Origin of the sequence: Corynebacterium glyciniphilum AJ 3170, from assembly GCF_007673095.1 — a bacterium.
In the GTDB taxonomy this organism is placed as follows: Bacteria; Actinomycetota; Actinomycetes; order Mycobacteriales; family Mycobacteriaceae; genus Corynebacterium.
In genome coordinates, this window is the sequence record NZ_VDYZ01000004.1 from 149,324 (window position 1) to 171,989 (window position 22,666).

Annotated in this window: 17 protein-coding genes; 10 read left to right on the top strand and 7 right to left on the bottom strand. The window is 64.7% G+C overall.

Features of this window, described 5'->3' with window-relative positions; translation table 11 throughout:
- Positions 1–3 precede the first annotated feature (3 nt).
- Positions 4–801, bottom strand: coding sequence for an IclR family transcriptional regulator domain-containing protein (locus tag FS507_RS05495; protein ID WP_145941791.1), 798 nt, complete (start codon positions 799–801; stop codon positions 4–6).
- Positions 802–874: 73 nt separating this feature from the next.
- On the opposite strand from FS507_RS05495, the gene FS507_RS05500 reads away from it, so the two are divergent.
- The 3 genes from FS507_RS05500 to FS507_RS05510 all read left to right on the top strand — a co-directional run bounded on the left by FS507_RS05500 (position 875) and on the right by FS507_RS05510 (position 4,319).
- Positions 875–1,636 carry a CoA transferase subunit A gene (locus FS507_RS05500; protein WP_145941792.1) on the top strand — a complete coding sequence of 254 codons (762 nt, stop codon included), beginning with the start codon at positions 875–877 and terminating at the stop codon, positions 1,634–1,636.
- Between the two features lie 4 nt (positions 1,637–1,640).
- On the top strand, positions 1,641–2,276 hold the full coding sequence (locus tag FS507_RS05505; RefSeq protein ID WP_145941793.1) for a 3-oxoacid CoA-transferase subunit B: 636 nt from the start codon (positions 1,641–1,643) through the stop codon (positions 2,274–2,276).
- A 225-nt stretch (positions 2,277–2,501) separates the two neighbouring features.
- Positions 2,502–4,319, top strand: coding sequence for an FAD-dependent oxidoreductase (locus FS507_RS05510; RefSeq protein WP_260853173.1), 1,818 nt, complete (start codon positions 2,502–2,504; stop codon positions 4,317–4,319).
- Between the two features lie 24 nt (positions 4,320–4,343).
- Here FS507_RS05510 and purU read toward each other — a convergent pair whose 3' ends face one another.
- Positions 4,344–5,219, bottom strand: a complete 876-nt coding sequence (gene purU, locus FS507_RS05515; RefSeq protein WP_145941794.1) for a formyltetrahydrofolate deformylase — start codon at positions 5,217–5,219, stop codon at positions 4,344–4,346.
- A 268-nt stretch (positions 5,220–5,487) separates the two neighbouring features.
- On the opposite strand from purU, the gene clpX reads away from it, so the two are divergent.
- Positions 5,488–6,774 (top strand): ATP-dependent Clp protease ATP-binding subunit ClpX, encoded by a 1,287-nt coding sequence (clpX, locus tag FS507_RS05520; protein ID WP_186314566.1) that lies wholly within the window; start codon positions 5,488–5,490, stop codon positions 6,772–6,774.
- A 23-nt stretch (positions 6,775–6,797) separates the two neighbouring features.
- Here the strand turns inward: clpX and FS507_RS05525 are convergent, their stop codons facing one another.
- A complete protein-coding gene (locus FS507_RS05525; RefSeq protein ID WP_186314567.1) occupies positions 6,798–7,658 on the bottom strand; it encodes a TetR family transcriptional regulator in 861 nt (286 codons plus the stop codon).
- A 318-nt stretch (positions 7,659–7,976) separates the two neighbouring features.
- On the opposite strand from FS507_RS05525, the gene FS507_RS05530 reads away from it, so the two are divergent.
- The 3 genes from FS507_RS05530 to FS507_RS05540 are packed head-to-tail and all read left to right on the top strand — an operon-like array spanning position 7,977 to position 10,416.
- On the top strand, positions 7,977–8,963 hold the full coding sequence (locus FS507_RS05530; RefSeq protein WP_145941795.1) for a malate dehydrogenase: 987 nt from the start codon (positions 7,977–7,979) through the stop codon (positions 8,961–8,963).
- Positions 8,964–8,975: 12 nt separating this feature from the next.
- Positions 8,976–10,124 carry an alpha/beta hydrolase gene (locus FS507_RS05535; RefSeq protein ID WP_145941796.1) on the top strand — a complete coding sequence of 383 codons (1,149 nt, stop codon included), beginning with the start codon at positions 8,976–8,978 and terminating at the stop codon, positions 10,122–10,124.
- A complete protein-coding gene (locus FS507_RS05540) occupies positions 10,117–10,416 on the top strand; it encodes a DUF7218 family protein (protein ID WP_145941797.1) in 300 nt (99 codons plus the stop codon). Before FS507_RS05535 ends, FS507_RS05540 begins: the two co-directional genes overlap by 8 nt.
- Before the next feature lie 21 nt (positions 10,417–10,437).
- Here the strand turns inward: FS507_RS05540 and FS507_RS05545 are convergent, their stop codons facing one another.
- Positions 10,438–12,378 (bottom strand): solute carrier family 23 protein, encoded by a 1,941-nt coding sequence (locus FS507_RS05545; RefSeq protein WP_145941798.1) that lies wholly within the window; start codon positions 12,376–12,378, stop codon positions 10,438–10,440.
- A gap of 216 nt (positions 12,379–12,594) precedes the next feature.
- On the bottom strand, positions 12,595–13,974 hold the full coding sequence (locus FS507_RS05550) for an NAD-dependent succinate-semialdehyde dehydrogenase (protein ID WP_145941799.1): 1,380 nt from the start codon (positions 13,972–13,974) through the stop codon (positions 12,595–12,597).
- 187 nt (positions 13,975–14,161) lie between these two features.
- Here FS507_RS05550 and FS507_RS17560 point away from each other — a divergent pair, with 187 nt between their 5' ends.
- From FS507_RS17560 to FS507_RS05560, 3 genes are all read left to right on the top strand, one after another.
- Entirely contained in the window at positions 14,162–14,311 is a 150-nt protein-coding gene (locus tag FS507_RS17560) for a hypothetical protein (RefSeq protein WP_186314568.1), read from the top strand.
- On the top strand, positions 14,301–14,756 hold the full coding sequence (locus tag FS507_RS05555) for a hypothetical protein (protein ID WP_145941800.1): 456 nt from the start codon (positions 14,301–14,303) through the stop codon (positions 14,754–14,756). The genes FS507_RS17560 and FS507_RS05555 overlap by 11 nt, the downstream gene beginning before the upstream one ends.
- A 148-nt stretch (positions 14,757–14,904) precedes the next feature.
- Positions 14,905–16,194 carry an ATP-binding protein gene (locus FS507_RS05560; protein ID WP_145941801.1) on the top strand — a complete coding sequence of 430 codons (1,290 nt, stop codon included), beginning with the start codon at positions 14,905–14,907 and terminating at the stop codon, positions 16,192–16,194.
- Positions 16,195–16,205: 11 nt separating this feature from the next.
- Here the strand turns inward: FS507_RS05560 and FS507_RS05565 are convergent, their stop codons facing one another.
- Both FS507_RS05565 and FS507_RS05570 read right to left on the bottom strand, forming a co-directional pair.
- Positions 16,206–19,754: a DUF499 domain-containing protein gene (locus tag FS507_RS05565; protein WP_145941802.1), complete on the bottom strand. Its 3,549-nt coding sequence runs from the start codon at positions 19,752–19,754 to the stop codon at positions 16,206–16,208.
- Positions 19,755–19,781: 27 nt separating this feature from the next.
- Positions 19,782–22,580, bottom strand: a complete 2,799-nt coding sequence (locus FS507_RS05570; RefSeq protein WP_145941803.1) for a DUF1156 domain-containing protein — start codon at positions 22,578–22,580, stop codon at positions 19,782–19,784.
- Between the last annotated feature and the right edge of the window lie 86 nt (positions 22,581–22,666).

Here is a 22,666-nt window from a genome sequence, read left to right on the forward strand (position 1 = left end):
GGCTCAGAGTTGTTGCGCGGCAAGGTCACCGCTGATCGCGCGAGCTGCCGCCAAGAGCTCAGGGATGATGTCGCGGTGGAGGTCGTCGATACCGTAGACCTCGGTCCGGGTCGAGACGTTCACTGCGGCGACCACCCGTCCGTCCGGACCGTGAATCGGGGCGGCGACGGACCGTAGCCCGACCTCGAGTTCCTGGTCGACCAGGGACCAGCCCTGGTCGCGTACCGTCTGGAGTTCGGCCCGCAGTTGGCCGATGGAGGTGCACGTGCGCGGGGTCAACGCTTCCAGAGTGACCGAGTCGAGATAGGCGTCGAGATCGACGGGGTTCAGGTCGGCGAGCAGGACCCGCCCCATCGATGTGGCGTAGGCGGGGAAGCGGGTGCCGATCGTGATCGACACGGCCATGATCCGGCGGACCGGGACCCGACTGACGTAGACCACGTCAGCGCCTTCGAGAACGGACATCGAGCTTGACTCGTTGATACGGCGGGAAAGCTCCTCCAGTCGCGGCTGTCCGATGTCCGGAAGCGACAACGACGAGAGGTAACTGTGGCCGAGTTCCAGGACCCGCGAGGTCAACCAGAACTCGGTGCCGTCGGTGTTGGCGTAGTCCATGGACACCAGCGTGTGCAGGAACCGGCGTGCCGTGGCCCGCGCCAGCCCGGTGCGCTCGGCGACCTGGGCGAGAGTGAGACGGGGGTGTTCGCCGTCGAAGCAGCGGATCACCGCAAGCCCGCGTACGAAGGACTGGACCTGGCCTCCGGGGGCGTCCCCGGACGTTCTGCCGTCTGTCTGTGTCACCGGACTACTCCTGTCATCCGTTCATGCAGCGAACATTTGTCCATTGCGCGAACACCAGTGTACAGTTTTCCATATGCTTGACAAAACATTCAGCACAGCAGACGAGGCGGTGGCGGACCTCTGCGACGGTGCGTCTGTCGCTGTCGGCGGATTCGGCCTGGTAGGCATCCCGTCGGTACTGATCGACGCGGTCCGGAAGCGGGGCGTCGGGGAGCTCACGATCATCTCCAACAACTGCGGCACCGACGGTTTCGGTCTGGGCACCCTCCTGGAGGACCGTCGTGTCGCGCGCACGATCGGGTCCTACATCGGGTCGAACCGCATCTACGCCCAGCAGTACCTCAGTGGTGATCTTTCCGTGGAGTTCACCCCGCAGGGCTCGCTCGCCGAGCGTATGCGTGCCGGTGGCGCGGGTATCCCGGCGTTCTACACCAAGGCCGGGGTCGGTACCGAACTGGCCACCGGGGGACTGCCGGTGCGGTACAACCCGGACGGCTCCGTGGCGGAGTTCTCCGAGCCCAAGGAGACCCGCACCTTCGACGGTGAGGATTACATTCTGGAGACCGCGATCAAGGCTGACGTCGGACTCGTCCACGCGCACAAGGCGGATCGCCAGGGCAATCTGGTGTTCCGCGAGACCGCGCAGAACTTCAACCCTGAGGCCGCCAAGTGCGCCCGGGTGGCGATCGCCCAGGTCGAGCACCTGGTCGATCACCTCGACCCGGACGAGGTCCACCTGCCGGGGATCTACGTCGACCGTGTGGTGCACGTCGGTCCGCAGGAGACCGGCATCGAGAACCGGACGACCCGGCCCGACCAGACGAAGGAGTCCTGAGACCATGGCATGGAATCGTGAACAGATGGCCGCCCGGGTCGCCGCCGAGCTGCAGGACGGCCAGTACGTCAACCTCGGCATCGGCATGCCGACGCTGGTCCCCGGGTTCCTCGATGACGACATCGACGTCATCCTGCACTCCGAGAACGGTGTGCTGGGCGTGGGCCCGTACCCCACCGAGGACGAGGTCGACCCGGAGTTGATCAACGCGGGCAAGGAGACCATCACCGTCAATGACGGGGCCAGTTTCTTCAGCTCCTCGGAGTCTTTCGGGATGATCCGTTCCCGGTCGGTCGATGTCGCGGTGCTCGGGGCGATGGAGATCTCCCGGTACGGTGACCTGGCCAACTGGATGGTCCCGGGCAAGCTGGTGCGCGGAATGGGCGGGGCGATGGACCTGGTGCATGGGGCACAGAAGATCATCGTGATGACCGACCACATCACCAAGAAAGGTGCTCCGAAGATCGTGCAGGAGTGCTCGTTGCCGTTGACCGGTGCGAAGTGTGTCGATCTGATCGTGTCATCGCACGGGGTGTTCGAGGTCGATCCGGAGAAGGGCCTGACCCTGGTGGAGTGCGCCGACGGCGTCACCGTCGACGAGCTGCGGGAGATCACCGCCGCACCGTTCGAGGTCCGCTGACAGAGCTGTGACATTTCCGACGTGTCCTCGGCTCTCCGCCCTCTGTACGTCGAGCGCTTAGTTCTGCGGGTAGAACTCTCTTCCCCGGGAAACACCGGCAACGCCACCCCTGGCGTCCCCCTGCTGCCCGCAGAGTAATCGGCCTGATCATCCCCCCGCCGTCCCGTTGAACGGGACACAGTCCCGGGCTCCCGCCAGACCTCCTTAGGCTGCACAGTGACCACCATGCATCACCATGAAAGGACACTGACGTTGGCACCCACAGTGAAGTCGGCAGCATCAGAGGAGAACCAGCAGTGGGACCGGGAGGTCGACCTGATCGTCGTCGGCTCCGGTGCCGGTGGACTCAGCGCGGCGTTGACCGCCGCTGCGCGGGGACTGAGCGTCCTTGTCGTCGAGAAGAGCCAGTACGTCGGAGGCACTACCGCGTACTCCGCAGGAACATGCTGGGCACCCGACAACTCCTTCCAGCGCGCGGACGGCAACGACGATGACCGCGACCGCGCGGAGCGTTACCTCGACCGACTCGTGGGGGACAAGTCAGACGCGGATCTGCGCCGCGCCTACCTGGACAACGCACCCCAGATGCTCCGTGACATGGCGGATCTCGGCGTGAACTTCCTGCATTCTCCAGCTGTCGTCGACTACCACTCCGAACTCCCTGAGACCGGGAAGACCGGCCGTGCGCTCGAGCCCGCGCCTTTCAACGGGCGCCGGCTCGGACACCGGAAGTTCCGCGACGTCCGCCCACCCGTGCCGGAGTTCGCGCTGATGAACGGCACACTGATGCTGCGCCGTCCCGAGGTGGCGACCCTGCTGGGCTTGTTCTCCCGCTCGCCGCTGCCCACCGCGAAGGCCGTGGCACTGGCGCTGAGGCTCGGGTTCCGCTGGGCTTTCGACCTGGCCTCGGGCTACCGCAGAGGCACCCGACTGGTGATGGGTAACGCACTCATCGCCTCGATGTACCGGGCAATCCTCGATCGTGACGGTGAGGTCTGGACCGGTTCACGTCCCGTGGAACTCATCAGTGACAGCACTGATGCGCGGACGGAGGCCGTCACCGGTGCGGTGATCGCCACCGGGGGACGGGAGATCCGTGTGCAGGCCAGGGCCGGGGTCGTCCTCGCCGCCGGAGGCTTCGCCCAGTCTTCCGTCCTGCGTGAGAAGTTGCTTCCACAGCCCACCCCGCAGTACAGCCGCGCGGCGGAGAGCGCCACCGGAGACACCTTTGCCCTCGCCGAGGCGGCCGGTGGCTCCCTCGGATCCGACAACGGGGAGAACGCACTGTGGTTCCCCAGTTCGGTGGCTACCCGTCGGGACGGGTCACAGGCGGTGTTCCCGCATATCTGGGACAGGGCGAAGCCCGGGATCATCGCCGTGGACTCCACCGGGCACCGCTTCGTCGACGAATCCTGCTCGTACCACCGCTTCGTGCGGGCGATGTACGATCAGCCCGACAACCGCGCCGTCCCGGCCTGGCTGGTCGTGGACTCCCGTACCCTGTCGACCTACGGACTCGGCGTGATCACCATGCCCCATCTCCCGGCGTTCCTGCTGCGCCGCCACATCAAGGAGGGCTACCTGCGCACCGGCGCGACCGTGGAAGAGCTCGCCCGCAACATCGGAGTTGATCCGGAGGGACTGGCGGAGACGGTCCGCCGCTACAACGGCTTCGCCGAGACCGGTGTGGACGAGGACTTCGGCAAGGGGGAGAAGCTCTTCGGCCGCGTCGCCGGAGACCCTGAGCACGCGCCGAACCCGAACATCGGACCGGTGCAGGAGGCGCCTTTCTACGCTATTGCCGTGCACCCCACGCCACTGGCCACGACCTACGGTATCCGGGTCGACAGCTCCGCCCGGGTGGTCGACAACGACGGTGCACCGCTCACCGGTCTGTACGCGGCTGGCGTCGACGCGGCCGGAGCCATGGGGTCGGAGTACCCGGGTGCGGGCGTCCAGGTCGGTTCGGGCCTGACTTTCGGGTGGCTCGCGGGACGGCACGCAGCCGACCGCATACAGGACCGCGTACCGAACCACGCCTGATCGGCGAGCCGTCCGCACAGGGGACTAGAACACGATCGTGGTGTTCCCGGTCCGGATCACCTTGTCCTGGGCGTGCCAGAGCACGGCCCGGGACAGGACGGACCGCTCGACCTCCGCGCCCAGCCGCTTCAGGTCGGGAACGTGGTCCCTGTGACTGACCCGCACCACGTCCTGCTCGATGATCGGGCCCTCGTCCAAGTTCTCGGTCACGTAGTGGGCCGTGGCGCCGACGAGTTTCACTCCGCGCTCCTTGGCCTTGCGGTAAGGGGCGGCGCCGATGAACGCCGGCAGGAAGGAGTGGTGGATGTTGATCACGGGTACACCGACCTGCTCCAGGAAGTCACTGGAGATGATCTGCATGTAGCGGGCCAGGACGATGAAGTCCACGTTGCCCTTCAGCAGGCGCAGGATCTCCGCCTCGGATGCGGACTTGTCCGGCCCCGCCTGCGAGGGGACGTGGAAGAACGGTACCCCGAACGAGCGGACGTCCTCGACGCTCCCGGTGTGGTTGGAGATCACCATGGGAATGGTGACCGGCAGGTCACCGCGACGCTGGCGCCACAGCAGGTCGAGGAGGCAGTGGTCGTCCTTGGACGCCAGTATCGCCATCCGCTTGGGTTGGGACCGGTCGGACAGTGACCACGCCATGTCGTAGGGCGCGAGGGTCTCCGCCAGGTCACCTCTGATGTCGTCCATGACGGTGACGAGGTTCTGACGGTGAAAGACGATGCGCTGGAAGAACCCGCCGTCCTCCGGATCAGAGGAGTGCTGGTCAAGCGAGATGATGTTGCCCTTGTTCCGGGTTATCAGTGCGGCGATGACGGAGACCAGACCGGGCTGGTCAGGTCCGTGGACCACCAGGCAGGCGTGGTCGGTCAGGGAGGTGATGGACGGGGGCAAGGGGTTCTTCCTGGTCGTTCGGTCGGGCTTTCTTCAGCTGCTTGCTCGTCAGTGGCAGCTGCTCCGGTGGCAGTCTACCCCGGCGGCCCGGACGGCCCCGCGGCACCTCCGTGACCCGATGTGCGCCGAGTGGAACCACAGTGCACCGGCCGCGTCAGGTGGTTCGGGACACTGTGTCGGGACGCCGTGGCGCACGGCGCGGGGGTATGATGGGCCGGACGCGTTACCCACGAATTGCCGACACGTTTCACAGGAGAGTTCGTCTCACATGCCATCGATGCAGGAAAGCGCCGAACTGCTCAAGTGTTCGTTCTGCGGAAAGAGCCAGAAGCAGGTCCGCAAGCTGATCGCAGGCTCCGGTGTGTACATCTGCGATGAGTGCATCGAGCTCTGCAACGAGATCATCGAGGAGGAGCTCGCCGCCGGCGCGTCCCCGTCCGGTGACACCGCCGACCTGCCACACCCCGCGGCGATCACCAGCTTCCTCGACGAGTACGTCATCGGTCAGGACGACGCCAAGCGCACCCTGGCGGTCGCCGTCTACAACCACTACAAGCGCATCCGTGCCGAGACGGATGACGCCGGCGCCCGCCGGAACGACGATGCGGTCGAACTGACCAAATCCAACATCCTCATGCTCGGCCCCACCGGCTCCGGCAAGACCTATCTGGCGCAGTCCCTGGCCAGGATGCTGGACGTGCCCTTCGCCATCGCCGACGCCACCAGCCTCACCGAGGCCGGCTATGTCGGTGAGGACGTCGAGAACATCCTGCTCAAGCTGTTGCAGGCCGCGGATTTCGACGTGGCGAAGGCGCAGCAGGGCATCATCTACGTCGATGAGGTCGACAAGATCTCCCGCAAGTCGGAGAGTCCTTCCATCACCCGCGATGTCTCCGGTGAAGGTGTCCAGCAGGCCCTGCTGAAGATCCTCGAGGGCACCGTCGCCGCCGTCCCGCCGCAGGGCGGCCGCAAGCACCCTAACCAGGAGCTCATCCAGTTCGACACGAAGAACGTCCTGTTCATCGTCTCCGGCGCGTTCGCCGGGTTGGAGAAGGTCATCGCCGAACGGCGCGGGCGTAAGGGCGTCGGCTTCGGATCGGAGATCCGCGGGAAGTCGGACGAGGACCCGGATCCGTTCCGTTTCGTCGAGCCGGAGGACATGGTCAAGTTCGGTCTGATCCCCGAACTCATCGGCCGCCTCCCCGTGATCACCCACGTCGGGCATCTCGACGAGGACGCCCTGGTGCGTATCCTCACCGAACCGAAGAACTCCCTGGTGCGCCAGTACCAGCGCCTCTTCGACATGGACGGCGTCCAGCTGTCCTTCGAGGACGAGGCCCTGCGCGGAATCGCCAGGAAGGCTCTCGAACGGGAGACCGGTGCCCGTGGCCTGAGGTCGATCGTGGAGAACCTCCTGCTGCCCGTGATGTACGCCATCCCCGACGACAAGGACACCGGGGAGGTCATCATCACCGGTGCCAGTGTGGACGGGGAGGAGGAACCGCAGCTCCTCACGCACGAAGAGGTCGCCGAACGCGACCGCCGCAGCGCCTGACCAGATCGTGTCTGGAGGAGCGGTCAGTCGTCGTAGAGCGCGGCGATGTGGTCGTCGACGGATCCGTCATCCTCGTCAGCCTCATCCTGCGGCTCGGTGAAATCAGGCAGGTCCTCCGGGCGGTAGGTGACGACCTCCTCCACGGAACCACCGTCGCCTGCGGTGTACAGCGATGCCGAGACGGACGACGGCGTGGTCGTGGTCGGTGCTGCGTGGGTGTAGGAACTGCCCTGTGTCGTGGGCATGGACGTGGTGAGGAACGCCAGCACGGTGTCACACGCCAGCTTCTCGAGCCCGTCCACGGTCGCGGCATGGTCCATGTCGGTGCCGTAGAGCAACTGGAACATGGTGCCCTGTGAGGCGGGGAAACAGCACAGCGACGTGATGAGTACGTACACGTCCTCGGCCGAGATGCCGGGCCGGAATGCCCCGTAGTCCTGACCCCGCATCAGCACCCGGTCGATCTGCAGGACGACCGGTGAGGACTCCAGAACATCGGAGCGTCCTTCCAGGTGGGTCCGTGACATCACGTTCTCGGCGATGACCAGCCGTACCGCGTCCGGGTTGGCCCGGTGCCGACGGTACGCCGTACGGACCAGCGAACGGACGGCCTCGGCGGGCACCAGGCGTTCGACGTCCAGATCCTCCGGACGAGGCCAGAGACGACGGAACGCGAAACGGATCGCCTCGTCGTACAGCACGCGCGTGTCGCGCAGCAGAGGGTGGGCCGGCGACACGCCTGCACCCACCGCGATATCCCGGGTATCGGCCGACAGGCCGGAACGCACCAGCTCAGGGATCGCGGTATCCAGGATCAGCTGGTACTCCTCCGGCGGGCAGTCGTAACGCCGGTGGCTGCCTGGCAGCTCGACGGGGTCGGTCATCACAAGGGCTCTCCTGGCCTGGTCTCTTGTTCCCTTCCCCAGGACGAATCCCGGGGGTAAAGGGGTCGGTACGAGTACACACCCGGTGGGGCTGCCCGAAGGCGCGGCAAGCCGATGTTCTCATCTGATGTTGCCATGGAGTACCCATGCTAAGCGCTACCAACGAACGAGTTGACCACAATGTTTGCACTCCCCACCAATGAGGGGGCACCGGAACAGGGGGAGGGGGCATGGAATGTGGAACACGTTTACATTGGGAGGGCACCGACCATATGCCGGACTATCACCGAAACCCAACCAGGAACGAGGTCGAGCACCATGTCGACAGCCACCACACCCGTCACAGTCACCGTTACCGGAGCCGCCGGTCAGATCGCCTATTCGCTGCTGTTCCGTGTCGCCGCCGGCGATGCTTTCGGTGACCGACCGGTGGCCCTGCGGCTGCTGGAGATTCCCGACGCCCGCCGTGCGGCCGAGGGGGTGGCGATGGAGCTGTCGGATTCCGCCTTTCCTCTCCTCGACAGCGTCACCGTCACCGACGACCCGGAGGAGGGTTTCGCGGGAGCCGACGCTGTCTTCCTGGTCGGCGCGAAGCCGCGGGGCAAGGGTGAGGAGCGTTCCGACCTTCTCACCGGCAACGGGAAGATCTTCGGACCACAGGGGCAGGCCATCGCACGGAATGCCTCGCCCGACGTGCGTGTGCTGGTCGTGGGTAACCCGGCCAACACCAATGCCGCGATCCTCGACGCCCACGCCGGGCTCGCGGCCGGTCAGGTCACCGCGATGACACGGCTGGACCACAACCGCGCACTCGCTCAGCTCGCCGAGAAGCTGGGGACCTCGACAACGCGTCTGACGAACATGACGGTGTGGGGTAACCACTCGTCGACCCAGTTCCCGGACATCGCCGAACTGCGGATGGACGGGGAACCCGTCGCTGAGTCCCTCGACCGGACCTGGGTGGACGAGGAATTCATCCCGCGGGTCGCGCAGCGGGGCAGCGAGATCATCGACGTCCGTGGATCGTCCTCGGCAGCGTCGGCGGCGTCCTCTGCCGTGGACCACATGCACGACTGGGTCCACGGCACCCCGCAGGGCGACTGGGTGTCTGTCGCCATGCGTTCCGACGGCTCCTACGGGATCCCTGAGGGTCTGTTCGCCAGCTTCCCCTGCCGCTCCGTCAACGGGACGTGGGAGATCGTCCGGGGCCTGGAGCTCGACGAGCGTCAGCAGGAGCGTATCCGTGCCACCGCCGACGAGCTGGCGTCCGAACTCAATACGGTGCGCGAGGCCGGGATGCTGTGACACAGTGGGTGGATGTCCCGACAAAATGACCTGAATCACAACACGGCCACGCTGAATCCCGGGAACGGGGAGTTCCGTCCCGGATTCGTCGACACGGTCACCGCCGCCGGTGCACGCCTGCTGGGCGCCGTCACCGGAAGGCTCCCCGGATCCGCATGGCGGAAATGGGGCGGCCGCCGGAACCGGGACGGTGACGTGCTGGACCCGGACGTGGCCGCGACCTTGTTGTCTCTCAAGGTCGTCAGCTCGCTCGACATCGTCGACGTCCCTCCGGTGCATTCCCGCCGGATCGTGGAGCGGGAGGCCTACCTGGCGGCGGGGAAGGTCCGTGTCGCCGAGGTGACCGACACCGACATCGCCGGTGTACCGGTCAGGGTCTACCTCGACAAGCCGTCGGATACGGCCGTGGAACAGCCCCGCCCGACGCTGGTCTACTTTCATGGCGGAGGGTGGGTGACAGGCTCTCTCGACAGTCACGACGCCGCGTGCCGCAGCCTGTGCGTGGAGGGCGGTGTCACCGTCGTATCCGTCGACTACCGTCTCGCCCCGGAGCATCCGTTCCCCGCAGCCCTGGAGGATGCCACAGCGGTGTTCGCCGCGCTCCAGGACGGTGCGCGGGTGGCCGGGACGGTGGTGGACACCGACCGCCTCGTGATCTCCGGCGATTCCGCCGGCGGCAACCTCGCCGCGTCCTGCTGCCTGTGGCTGCGCGACCACGGACGGGCACAACCTGCGCTGCAGCAGCTGTTCGTCCCCGTGACGGACCTGTCATCCCGGACAGCGAGTTACGAGGAGTTCGGACGTGAGGGGCTCTACCTCACCGCGGCGCAGATGGACTGGTACGAACACCACTACCTCGGCCGTAGCGGTGACCTGACCGAGGCGGTGGACCCGACAGACCCCCTGGTGTCACCGTTGCTGGCGCCGGACCTCTCCGGTCTGGCGCCAGCCTATGTCGCGGTGGCAGGTTTCGACCCGTTACGGGACGAAGGGGAGGCCTACGCCAGGCGGCTCGAATCAGCGGGAACACCCGTGACTCTTCGACGGCACCGCGGCCTGGTGCATCCCTTCATCAACTCGGTGGCGTTGTGGGCCGGGGCTCGACGGGCGATGCTCGACGCCACCTCGCACATGAGGACTACCCTCGGGATGCATGGCTGAGAAGAACGGACAGAAGAACCAGAACGACCAGAACGACCCCGGCCCGTCGGTCAAGGACAAGGAGCTCTACGAACGTCTCCGGGACGAGGGCGAGTCGAAGGAGAAGTCCGCCCGGGTCGCCAATGCCGCAGCGAACACCTCGCGCTCCGAGATGGGCCGACGTGGCGGGGACTCACCGAGCTACGACCAGTGGAGCAAGGACGAGCTGTACGAGCGGGCCCAGGAGCTCGACATCTCCGGTCGCTCGTCGATGACCAAGGATGAGTTGATCAAGGCGCTGCGCGACGACTGAGTCGGCTGAGTCGTCCTGAGGTTACTGCTCCAGGTGGTCGAACTTGCTCTCCCAGGCGGCCGCCACCGGGTTGGCGTCGGCGATCATGTGGTTGAAGCGGTCGTTGGCGATCTCCACGACCTCCCCGAGCAGCTGCACGTGTTCCTGGGCAGGGGAGTTCTCCAACCGACGGATCCCCTCGCTGATGATCTGGGTGCGGGAATCCAACCGGCCCAGGCAGGTGACGAACGGCATGCCGAAACGCTCACGGTAACGCTCCGACAGCTCGACGAGCTGCTCCTGCTCCACATCGTCCATTGTGTCCAGGTTCTCCAGGGCCACAGAGCCGGCGAAACCGGAGATGCGCTCGGACGCCTCCGGGTCCAGAAGCAGCTCGGCCATGGACGGGTAGTCGCGGATGAGGGCCTTCTGGTCGCCGCGCTCGGCGGTGAGGACCGCCTCCTGGACGGCGTCCCGCAGATCCTGGACGGTGGTGAACGGTGCAGCGGCGTGCGCGTCCTCCAGCGGCCACAGCGTGTTGTTGAACAGCGGGGCGAACGTCTCCACGAAGGTGTCGCGGTCCATGGCGTTGACGTCCTCCAGCGTGATCGTGCGCCCGCCGGCGTCACGCGTCACATCGGGGGAGGGGCGCCGTCCCACGTGGAAGAACAACAGGTTCAGCAGGATCGCCGCAATCGAGCCGGTGGTGACACCGGAGGCGAAGAACACCTGGGCCCAGTCTGGGAACAGCTGCGCGATGTCCGGTTTGAAGGCGACCAGCATGCCCAGCCCGATGGAGATGGTCATCACCGCGGCATTGCGGTTGTCGGCGAGGTCGACCTTGCCGAGTGTCTGGATGCCCACCAGGGCCACGTTGGCGAACAGGGCGAGACTGGCCGCTCCGAGCACCGGCCCGGGGATCGCGCTGACCACGGCACCGGCCTTGGGGATCAGGCCGATGACGATCATGATCACACCGGCACCGGCGACGACCCAGCGTGAGCGCACACGGGTCATCCGCACCAGCCCGACGTTCTGGGCGAAGCAGGTGTAGGGGAAGGAGTTCAGCACGCCGCCGAGCGTGGTGGACAGACCGTCGGCACGCAGTGCGGCGGAAATGTGGTTCTTCTTGATGCGCTTGCCGACGATCTCGCCGGCGGCGAAGACGTCGCCCGTGGTCTCGACCATGGTGATGAGCATGACGATGCACATCGAGATGATCCCGGTGAGCACGAACTCCGGGGCGCCGAAGTAGAACGGGGTCGTGAAGCCCACCCAGTCGGACGATCCGACGTCGTTGAAGCCGGCGTCCCCGAGGATGACTGCCGCGCCCGTGCCGACCACCAGGCCGATGAGGATGGCGAGGGTACCGAGGAAACCCTTGAAGAAACGCTGGGCAAGCAGGATGACGGCCAGAGTCACTCCCGCGTACGCCATGTCGGATGCGTCGGGCGTGCCCTCGGCGAAGCTGGTGATGTCATTGGCGGCCACACCCAGCAGGGTGATGCCCATCGTGGTCAGCACGGTGCCGATGACCACCGGAGGGAAGAACCGGATGAACTTCGCGAAGTAGGGCGCGGCGAAGAACGTGAACAGGCCCGCGACAATGATCGAACCGTAGATGGCGGGGAGTGCTTCGACTCCGCCCTCGCCGCCGGTGGTCGCCAGGCCGATCGCGATGATCGGTGAAATCGCGGTCGTCGTCACACCCTGGATGATCGGCAGACGGACACCGACCTTCCAGAAGCCGACGGACTGGATCAGGGTGGCGATGCCACAGGTGAACAGGTCGGCGTTGATGAGGTGGATCGTGGTCTCGGCGTCGAGGCCCAGACCGCTGGCGATCAGCAGCGGCACGACCACCGCACCGGCGTAGAACGCCAGGACATGCTGGGTCGACAGAACCGCCAGCTTTCCTTTCGGCGGGACCTGGTCGACGGGGTGCTTGGGAGGCGCAGAGGGCGCGTCAGTTCTGGTGCTCATGTGGCGGCTTTCCGGAAACGTCGGTACAGCGCGGCAGGCCCGCGGCGGGGTTACCGGATCAGCATATGCGGTGCAGTCGCCACAGCAGAACTGCCCCCGGTGGAAGGGGTGGCCCGTCAGTGGCCGTCATGGCCGTCATGGAGACACAGAGCAACCCCACAGGTCGGGGAGACCAACCTGTGGGGTTGCTGTTGCACCAGGGTCAGGTCCCTGCGGCTACTGCTTGGAGACCCGCACCAGGTGGTCATTGACGAATTCGCCGACACCCCATTCGGCGAGCTCACGTCCGTAACCGGAGCGTCCCACGCCACCGAACGGGAGGCCGGCGGCGGTCACGGAAGCCTCGTTGACGAAGGACATGCCGACCTCCAGGCGTGCCGCAGCCTCTTCGGCGACCTTCAGGTCGGTGCCGTAGACCGACCCGGAGAGTCCGTAGTCGGAGTTGTTCGCGATCTTCACGGCGTCGTCGACATCCTTGGCCTTGTAGACGATGGCCACCGGGCCGAAGACCTCGTTGCAGCCCACGTCCGCCGTCGGGTCGACGTCGGTGAGCAGCGTCGGCTCCATGTAGGCACCCGGACGGTCGATGCTGCCACCACCGACCCGCACAGTGGCGTCGCCGTTGGCCTTCGCGTCGGCGAGACGTTGGACGATCTCGTCGCGGGCGTCGATGGAGGACAGCGGGCCGACATCGGCGTTCTCGTCGTCCCAGGCGCCGGCGGTGAGCGCGCTGATGCGCTTCTCCAGGCCGTCGACGACTCGGTCGTAGAAGCTCTCCATCACGATCAGCCGCTTCGGGGCGTTGCAGGCCTGGCCGGTGTTGTACATGCGGATGCCCACGTACTCGTCGAGCACGGAATCGAGATTGTCATCGTCGATGACGATGAACGGGTCATTGCCACCGAGCTCGAGCACCGACTTCTTGTAGTTCTCCCCGGCGGTCTTCGCCACTGCAGAACCGGCTCGTTCAGAACCGGTGAGGGAGACACCTGCGATGCGGGGATCGGCGACGAAAGCGTCCATCTGGGAGCCGGAGGCGTAGATGTTCTGGAAGACGTCCTTCGGCAGACCCGCTTCCTCGAGGATGTCCTGGCATGCCTGGGAGGACAGCGGGCAGATCGAGGCGTGCTTGAGTACCAGCGAGTTGCCGAGCAGGAGGTTCGGTGCGGCCCAGCGGGCGACCTGGTAGTAGGGGAAGTTCCACGGCATGATGCCGAGCAACGGGCCGATCGGATCCTTGCGCACGTAGGTGTGCTGGGCACCCTGGGCCGGCAGCTCCTTGTCGGCGAGGAGCTCGTGGGCGTGCTCGGCGTAGTAGCGGTAGATACCGATGACGATGCTGAGCTCTCCCTTGGCCCATTTGTCCAGCTTGCCCATCTCACGCCCGATGTAGGACGCGAGCTCGTCGGTCTTCTCTTCGTAGATGTCGGCGGCACGGCGCAGGACGGCGGCGCGTTCGTCGATGGTGGTGGTGCGCCAGGACCGGTAGGCGGCGGTGGAGCGGTCGAGGATGTCGTCTCGTTCGGAGTCCTCGATCCTCGTGAACGTGTCTTCGGTCTGGCCGGTGGACGGGTTGTTCACACTGAAATTGCTCATGGCTTCCGTTGTACGCCTGCTGCCTGTGGCTGTCGACGCCCTTTGGGGTGGTCGCGGGTCGCGGGAGTGTTGGCTGGTTGGAGATGGAGGGGCGGAATGCGAGTCTGGAGCCATCGAGTTGTGCGACTCGGAGCCGTGATACTCGCATTCCGCCCTGGGGAAGCACAGCTAACTATCGTTGACTGCCATGAGCACACACAGTGACGACGTCTGGCCGGTGTCGGATCTGCACCTCGGGCACCGGAAAGTCTCGGAACTGCGCGGATTCGCAGACACAGACGAGCACGACCGGGTGATTCTCGACCATCTGCGGGAGGTCCCGGACGGTGCGGCGTGATGCCGACGCCCTGGACCTGCTCGCCGGGTTGAAGGCGGAGAAGGGCCTACGCATGATCCTGTTGCCGGGGAACCATGACCGGGTGCATCCGATGTTCGGCCTGGACTCGGTGACGGAGTGGACCCCCGCCTACCGCAAGGTCTTCGACGTCATCGAGCTGGAACTGCAGATCCGTGTAGGCCGGTGGCTGGTGCTGCTGACCCATATCCCCGCACCGGAGAAGGTGGAGGACCCGTACCTGACATCGGCCCTTGCCCGCTGGTCAGCGCGCGGAGGTACGACGAGTCGGGACGGGTTCGACTGCACCGTGCACGGTCACACGCATTCGTCGGTGCCGGTGCGTCCTAAGAACGTGAACGTCAGCCTCGAGGCCACGGACCTGAAGCCGGTGTCACCCGAGCACCTGCAGGAGCTGGTGACCCGGGCGGTGAAGTGGAAGCACTGAGGTTTCCGGGGGCCGTGCGGTGCCCTCAAATCTTCGAGCAGAGTGTCGCGGATCTTCGAATGGAGTGCCCTCAAATCTTCGAACTCAGTGTCGCGGTTCTTCGACTCACCTGTACTCCGGAGGATATGTTGCCTGGTAGTATCGCAGCATGCGAGGAGAAGGGCCGGTACCCAGGTTTCAATCGTCAGCGGTGGAGGAATCGCTGGCGGACACACCTGTCGTTGTGGTGCATGGTGCGCGGCAAGTCGGGAAGAGTACCCTGGTCGCAGAACTGGCGTCCCGTTGCAGGGAGCCGGTTGTCAGTGTGACTCTCGACGATCCTGAGACGCTTGAGGCTGCCAGGCTGGACCCCACAGGGTTCGTGGCGCAGGCGGGGCGCGGCACTCTGGTCATCGACGAAGTGCAGCGGGTACCGGAGATCATGCTCCCATTGAAAGCGAACGTCGACCGCGACCGGCGGCCCGGGCGATTCCTGCTCACCGGGTCCGCGGATGTCTTCCGGGTACGGGGAGTGGGGGATTCTCTCGCAGGTCGAGTCGAATCGGTCCGACTCATGCCCTTCAGTCAGGGTGAACTCGCCCGACGAGATCGGCCTGAGGACTTCGTGGCAGCATTGCTCCACCGCCCCGCGGTCTCCGACCTGGTCGGGAAACTGGGTAGAGCGGTTGCCGGTGTAGAAGAACCGTTGTCACCCGAGGTGGCGCTCGCAGGTGGCTTTCCTGAAGCGACGTTCCGTACTCCGCGACGGCGCGATGCGTGGTTCCGGACTTACATCAGGAGACTCGCGGACCATGACGCGTATGAGTACCGCGGTGGTGGATTCCCGGACGAGATGGAGAAGCTTACCCGCCTGCTGGCGGCAGGAGGAGCATCTGAGATCGTGCAGAGCCGTCTTGCGAGCGATCTCGGAACGAGTGACAGCACCATGGGCACGTACCTGCGGACACTCCGGACGATGAACCTCCTGGTAGAGGTTCCGTCGTGGACCCGACCGGTGCGTGGGCGGGCTGTACGTAGGCCGAAGGCCGCGCTGACCGACACCGGCTTGAGCGCGGGGCTGGGGCGATTGACACAGGGGAATGTGCAGAAACCAGGGATGCGTGAGTTCTACGGAGCTGTTGTCGAGCAGCTCGTCATGCTGGAGCTGATCAAGCAGCAAGGGTGGTCGTCAGAGGCGTTCGAAATCTACCATTACCGGGACAACGATGACCTCGAAGTCGACCTGGTGATCGACCTCCTGGACGGTAGGCTGATCGCCATCGAGGTCAAGAGCGGTCAGACGGTGAAGACCGACGCCTACAAGAAGCTGGAACGCTTCAGGGACAAAGTGGCGGGCCACGACGTCATCGGTGTGGTCCTCCATGGTGGAAAGCCCGTCCATGTTCTCCACGACTGGATCTACGTACTCCCTGTCCGGGCCCTGTGGGAGCTGGACTGACTCTCTCGGGACTACTCGAAACTCCCGTCCGCGTCGGGCATCTCTGCGAGACTCCCGCGGATCATCTTCTGGACGGTGGGCGAGAAGCCCTCAGGGGCCGTCGCCTCCACATCGAGGGAGATCGACACGGACCCTCCCGAGGCTCCGAGGTTCCTGAGGTGGGTGAACACCTCGTCATCGATGATCGCGTAGCGCCCCACGCCACCGGTGACCGGAAGCTGGAACGTGGCGGTGAAGCGGGTACTTCCGGACCCTCCGGCAGAATGTGACGGCGTGCGTGCGTCGCCGGTCCCGGAGTTGCTGCTCCGGCTCCCGTCGTCGGTCGTGTCGTGGCCTTCGGCAGTGTCGCTCTCGTCGGGAGTCAGGGGACCTGCCGTGGACTCCTCCTGTTGGCGACGTTGGCGTTCCGCATGCTCGCGTTGGAACTGTGCCCGGGCAGCATCGGGCGTCACGATGAGGAGCGAATCGGGGAGAGCGCCGGGTGGCAGTTCCGTCCCGTCGTCCGGCCAACGCAGGTGTGTGTACCGGCGGTCGTCCCCGTCGCCGGACACGTCATCGGCGAAGGCGAAGGGACGGTCGTCCAGGTTGAAGGTTCCGCCATCGGCGTGGCGCAAACCGTCCTCCACCACGCTGCGCTTGAGCACCCGCTGCATGTAGAGATACCTCGGGTACATGTCCCACAGGTCACCGAAGCGGTAGTGACCGTTCTTGCGCCAGGTGTCATTGGTGTTGTTGGCCAAGGCGTTGGCGATGAGCAGCGGCGCCTGTTGGGTGGCGAAGGCCGACATCGTCTGGAGCTTGTCGATGGCGCGGCGGATGATCTCGTTGCCGCCGTGGATGGCCTGGTGGTCGAGGTCGACGTAGTTGTACGTGGAGTCGCTGGACTCCACCGGCTCGAGGACCCACTGGTAGGCCTCCATGAGACGGTCGTCGACGGTCTGGTCGGTCTTCTGCGTCTGCGTCGACGCCTGGGACGCCGTGGACTGGGTGAGGTCGAGTTTCTCCCGGTCGCGCTGCACACTACTCCACGCCAGGTACTGCCGGACGCCGTCGTTGAGGCTGTCGGTACGTCGGGCGTCCGCGGCCAGGTAGACCACGGTGTTCTTGAAGGTCCGCGGTTTGAGGCCGACGTTGTTGGTGGCGGACCGGGCCCATTCCCCGGCCGCGCCGGCCGAGTTTCCGCTGTCCACCGGGTAGGACGGGGGAATGATCACCAGGCGCAACTGTTCCTCGTCGAGGATGTCGCCGTTGGACGCCGGGGTGCAGACCACCTTCACCGAGTCGCGGTGGCTCCTGTTCCAGGCGTCGGTGAGTGTCCGCAGCCGTTTCGAGATCTCCTCGTTGATGTCGTCGGGGCTGAGCGCCTCGGCACGCTCGCGGACCTCGCTGGTGATGTTGGCCGCGGTGTCGAACCAGTACTGGCTCTTGTTCTCGTAGAAGTGGGTCGACCGGTTCGACATCGCAGACAGGGCACTGTGGAAATTGCCGATCTTGTCGCCGGGGACAGCGGTTCCCAGGGTGACGTACCGGCTCTCGATTCCGGTACCTCGGCTGCGGGGAGCCGCGCCGAAAAACACCGTGCGGGCGAGACGCGTCGCCACGCGCCGGGGGCCGAACAGGGAGCTGCGGCTGTCGATCTCACGGGGGACGTCGCCGTCGACGTCGGTGGAGATCACCGGCTTCCAGTTGTCGTCGAGGTACTGGGCCAGCTCGTTGGTCACGGAGGGTTTCCCGATGGGGATGTCGGACGGGAGGATCAGCGGGCTGTTGTTCTCGGAGCGCCAGAGTTCGGAGACGATGGTGCTCATCAGTCGCAGCACACCACGGGTGCGCTGGAAGCGGGGGAGTGTGGCCCAGTCCTGGTAGAGACGGTCGAACAGTTCCGGGTGGATCGGGTAGCAGCGCTCAATCTTGCTGGCGTAGTCGGGTCGGACGGCGTCCGGCGGGAAGGCGTCCTCGTTCCTGGAGTAGAAGGTCCGCATGGTCTGGGCGATCAGCCGGATCTTCTCCTGGTCGGAGTCGCTGACCTCCTCGAAGATGCGGCGCCGGACGATCTCGAAGCTCTCGTTGGACTCGGCCGGACGCCACTGTTCGGCCTGCCGGTTGATGATCTGGAGCAGGGCGGTGAGTGCTTCGCGGCCGTTGGCACCGCCGATTTCTTCGTCGTCGACCATCCCGTCCACGAACTCGCCGGGTTTCATCTCTGCGGAGGCGGGGATGGACACCAGCAGCATGCACTGCGGTGTTGCAGCGACGGCCTGGGCGAGTGACTGTGCGAAGGTCTGCTGGGTGGACAGGTCACCACCGGCCAGGCCGGTGCGGTTGACGAGCTGACGGGCGTAGGCGACCCACTCGTCGATGAGGATGACGGCAGGTCCGTGGCTCTCGAGGAGGCGGCGGAGATTCTCTCCCGGGTTGGTTCCGCTGAGGTCGGAGTCCTTGACGATCTCGTAGGCTTCTGCGCCGCCGAGTTGCCAGGCGAGTTCGCCCCACATCGTGTTGATGGTCGTGCCGTCGGGCTTCGTCATGCCGCCGGCGGCGACAAGTTCGGTGCCGACGAGCGCGACCCGGCGGACATTCGTCGGGATCTCCCCGTCGACGGCGTCGAGTGCCCGGGTGAGTTCGTCGGTGGCCAGCAGGTCCTGCATGTCCTGCGGAAGGGTGCTGCGGTCCAGCCCGCCGAAGAGGTGCCAGACGGCGAGCATGGAGTGGGTCTTGCCACCACCGAAGTTGGTCTGCAGATTGATTACCGGGGAGGCGGTGGTGTCTCCCGAGGTGCGACGGAGCGCCTTGGCCAGCAGGTCCTTGAGACCTTCGGTGAGATAGGTGCGCTCGAAGAATCGCTGCGGGTCGGTGTAGTCCGCGCCGGCGGACACCCGTCCGGTGTCGGCGCTGATCTCCTCGGGCATGCTGTGTCGCCCGGTGGACCGGTGACGGCTGTTGGTCGACGAGGTTGCGACGGTGTGCAGGTCGGCGGCGAAGCCGGAGGCGTTGAACGTGTTGTTGGCGACATCGGGGTGCGGGGTGACGATCTCCCGCCAGGGTTGCAGATTGTCACCGCTGATGTTGATGTCGGCGGAGCGACTGTTCGCCTCGTCGTCCTTGCGATCCTGGATGATGCGTACGCCGTTGCGCTGGGCCGCGAGTTCTTCGGCGGCCTTCTTGTCCTTGATCGCGGTCGCCAGACGTTGCATCGTATCGAGGGCGCGGTAGGTGTCGTCGGCGTTGAAGGCGGCGTTGTGGGCCCAGAGGTTCCGGGTTTCGCGGAGTTCGGAGGCGAGAGCTTCTTCGGGACGGTCGAGGTACCGGCGCAGAGGCCACCATCCGGTACGGAACCGGTTGGTGGTGCCTTCGGTGATGAAGCGCAGTGAGCACTGGGGGTCGCTGGCGGAGTACTCCTGGCGCCCGCGCCCGTTGGCGCGTTGGTTGTCGGTGAGTTCGAGGATGTCGATCCAACTGGAGTTGTCATCGACGGCGATCACCCGGGTGAGGAAGCGGTCGAGGGCTGCAGCGAGGATCTCGAATCCGTCATTGACGCGACCGCGGTTGCTCTGTGCCATCGGGGTCCTTTCGTGGTGGTGTGGTGTCTAGAAGAGGGCGCTGGTGCCGGTGTCGTCTGTGCTGTCCGTGTTCTCGTCAGGGCCGGGCGCGTTTCGCGCGGCCTGTTCGATGTCGTTCCAGGCAGTACCCAGCTGGTTGAACAGGAGCGCCGTCTTGGCCTCGCCGCGCTGTTCGGAAATCTGGAACAGCAGGAAGGCGAGCTGTTTGCACAGGTCGTGGTCGATGGATTCGGGGACCAGTGCGAGCAGGCGTCCGGCCGACTCCACTCCGTCTTCGTACTCGAGGGCCTTGGCGAGGTGGATCACGGTTTCCCAGGCGCTGGTCTCGTCGTCCTCGGAGGGGTTGTAGTGCTCGCCGCGTGCTGTGTCGACCTCGTGGAGTTTCTTGGGGGAGTAGAGGTGGACGTTGCCTTGTCCGCTGTGGAGGATGCCGGCACGGTGCAGGTGGTCGACGGAGGTGTTGCGGGCGCGTGCGAGGCTGTCGGCGTGGCCGTAGGCTTCGGTGTCGAAGCCGTAGCTGCGGAACCAGGCGAGTGCGAAGCGGGTGTCTGCGTCGTAGTCGCCTTCCTGTTCGCTGAGGACTTCGTCGAGGATTTCGTTGATGACCTGCAGTGCGGAACGCACGGTCATCTTCTTGCCGTCGTTCTCGAGGACGCCGCTGTACTTGGAGAACAGGCCGATGCCCGGGCCGATCGCGGACTGTGGGAGGTCCACCGGGGCCACTGTGCCGCGCTGGAGGTCCCGGAGCGCGCCGGGGAGCTCGGTCTTCAGTTCACGGAGGAAGTCACGACGGGTGGTGGTCGGCGCGTTCTCAGAGCGCGGGCGCAGCACGAGGGCGATGGATGACGCGAGGGCATTGGTGCCCGATGCCACCGACCGACTCATCATCTCTGATCGCATTGGCCACGTTGCGGTGATCCTCCAACCTGAGCGAATTATCCCTTCAAGGATTGTTTCCCAACCGGTCGATGCTGTCCCATCATTCCGTTTCGCATCTTGTTGCTTGAAAGCGTAGTACACTGTAGCGGGGAAATATTCATTATATTCTTCCCTTGCCTTTGTGAAGAACTCGATAAATCCTCCCTCAAAGTACTTCTGGGCTCCGTCTTTGCCGCCGTGACGGTAAGGGTTAGCGACAAGTTCGTCAACTTTCGGAACTAGAGTACTATTAAATAGCTCCGGAAATGTTGATCGAAGACTCATTCGCAGCCATACGTAGAAAAAATCCGATAAGTCAGAATATCCAATGTAGTCATAGTATGGTGGGTCTGTGGATAGAACTCTTTTATCGAGTTCTGTCTTGGTTGCTGCACTAATTCTGGCGTATCCGTCTGGTGATGCAGGGGAGCTTCTGATGGCCTTCGTGATCCATTTTAGTTGCCCGTCGAAGCTTCCGCTGGAGGAGGAGAAGGGGAGTGCTTCACAGAAGTTCCAGATCATCGGGATTGCTTGGCGTGCGAACACGTTCCGTACTAGTTCTTTGGAATTGTGCCAACTGCAGAAAGATGACCAGTAGTCGGTGCAGCGACTTACGGATATGGCCAACATTGTTGAAACTGCGTCGCTGTAGCTTTTACTTCCTACTTTGGAGATGAGTTGTCGGACTTCGGAAACCAGGTCATTGAAAGTACTCAATGCGGTGGCCTGTCGTGCTGTGAAAAGGTCTGCATAATTTTCAAAGCCGTAGGCTTGGATTCGAAAACCGAGGGCCCTTTCCGGAAGTGGACCTCTGGGTCTAGGGGCCTCTGTGGGGATTATCCTTAAGTGGTTGAATTGTGGCGACAGGTACTTTCTGAAGGTTCTTCCTTCATTGGTTCCTTGGGCCACGATGCATGCTAGGTCCTCCCCAATGTTCTTCTTCATGCCTTCTGAGCGAATATGTTCAAATTTAATAGTGCTGCCACAGGCAATGCAGCGGGCGCCATTTCTGTCAACCGTGCCATCATCGTCTTTTTTGGGGCCTCCTTCGATTCCATTGTGGATCAGATAGTTGAGTTCTCCATCTATGATGTGGGGAGCAATGTAGGCTTCGTTCCCCTTCTTCTTCGACACCCACCATGAGCTCGTCAGTGGTGCAGCAATGCCACACGCTGGGTTTGGGCACGCGACTGTTCGTACCCAGAGCCAGGCGATGACGGGGGCTTTCGTTCCATCGGGCAGCTCTGCATCGGGATAGAGGTGGCCGATCCGCTTCTTGGCCTCTTCCAACATCCATTCGCCATAGCGCTTCACGTCTTCAGCGAGGCCCGTCGCTCCGGGCCACGCGGAACTGTCATTACTGTCGAGCAACTCCGCCGCACCAGGGAACACCGGGGGTTGCCCGGCGAACTTCGGTGGAATCTCAATGAGCGCCTTCTCTAGGAGTACGGCCACCGGATTCACGTCGCTGGCGTGCGCCTCCAGGCCCAGCCGCTGAGCCTCCAGCGGAATCGAGCCGCCGCCGGCGAAAGGATCGGCGACGGCCGGCGGATTGCCGTCCGTGTACAGCATGATCTTCTCGCGTGCTTTGTCGAACCATCCCTCAGGATCATTCTTGACCGTGTCCCAGTTCGAGATCTGCTCGATGATCTCGAAAAGCTCGCGCCGCTCGGCGTCCTGCTCCTCCTTGGTGGGGAACAGGTCCGGGCGTGACCCCGGGTCGTCGACGATCTGGGCGAACAGCACGGCGCGGGCTGTGGACGTCGGTTTACGGGACCACCAGAGATGAAGCGTCGACGGATGGCCGTGCCGGATCGACTTCTCGCGGGCCGACTGCTCGTTGATCTTCTCCAGGGGGATCGACACCTCGATGAGCTTGCGGCGGGTCTGCGGGGCAGGGGAGGTCATTGGGATCTCTTTCGGAAGGACGAAAGCACAGTAAAATGTGCTTTATGGGGTAAATGGGCGCGCTGGAAGAAGGCCCAGGTCGTGGG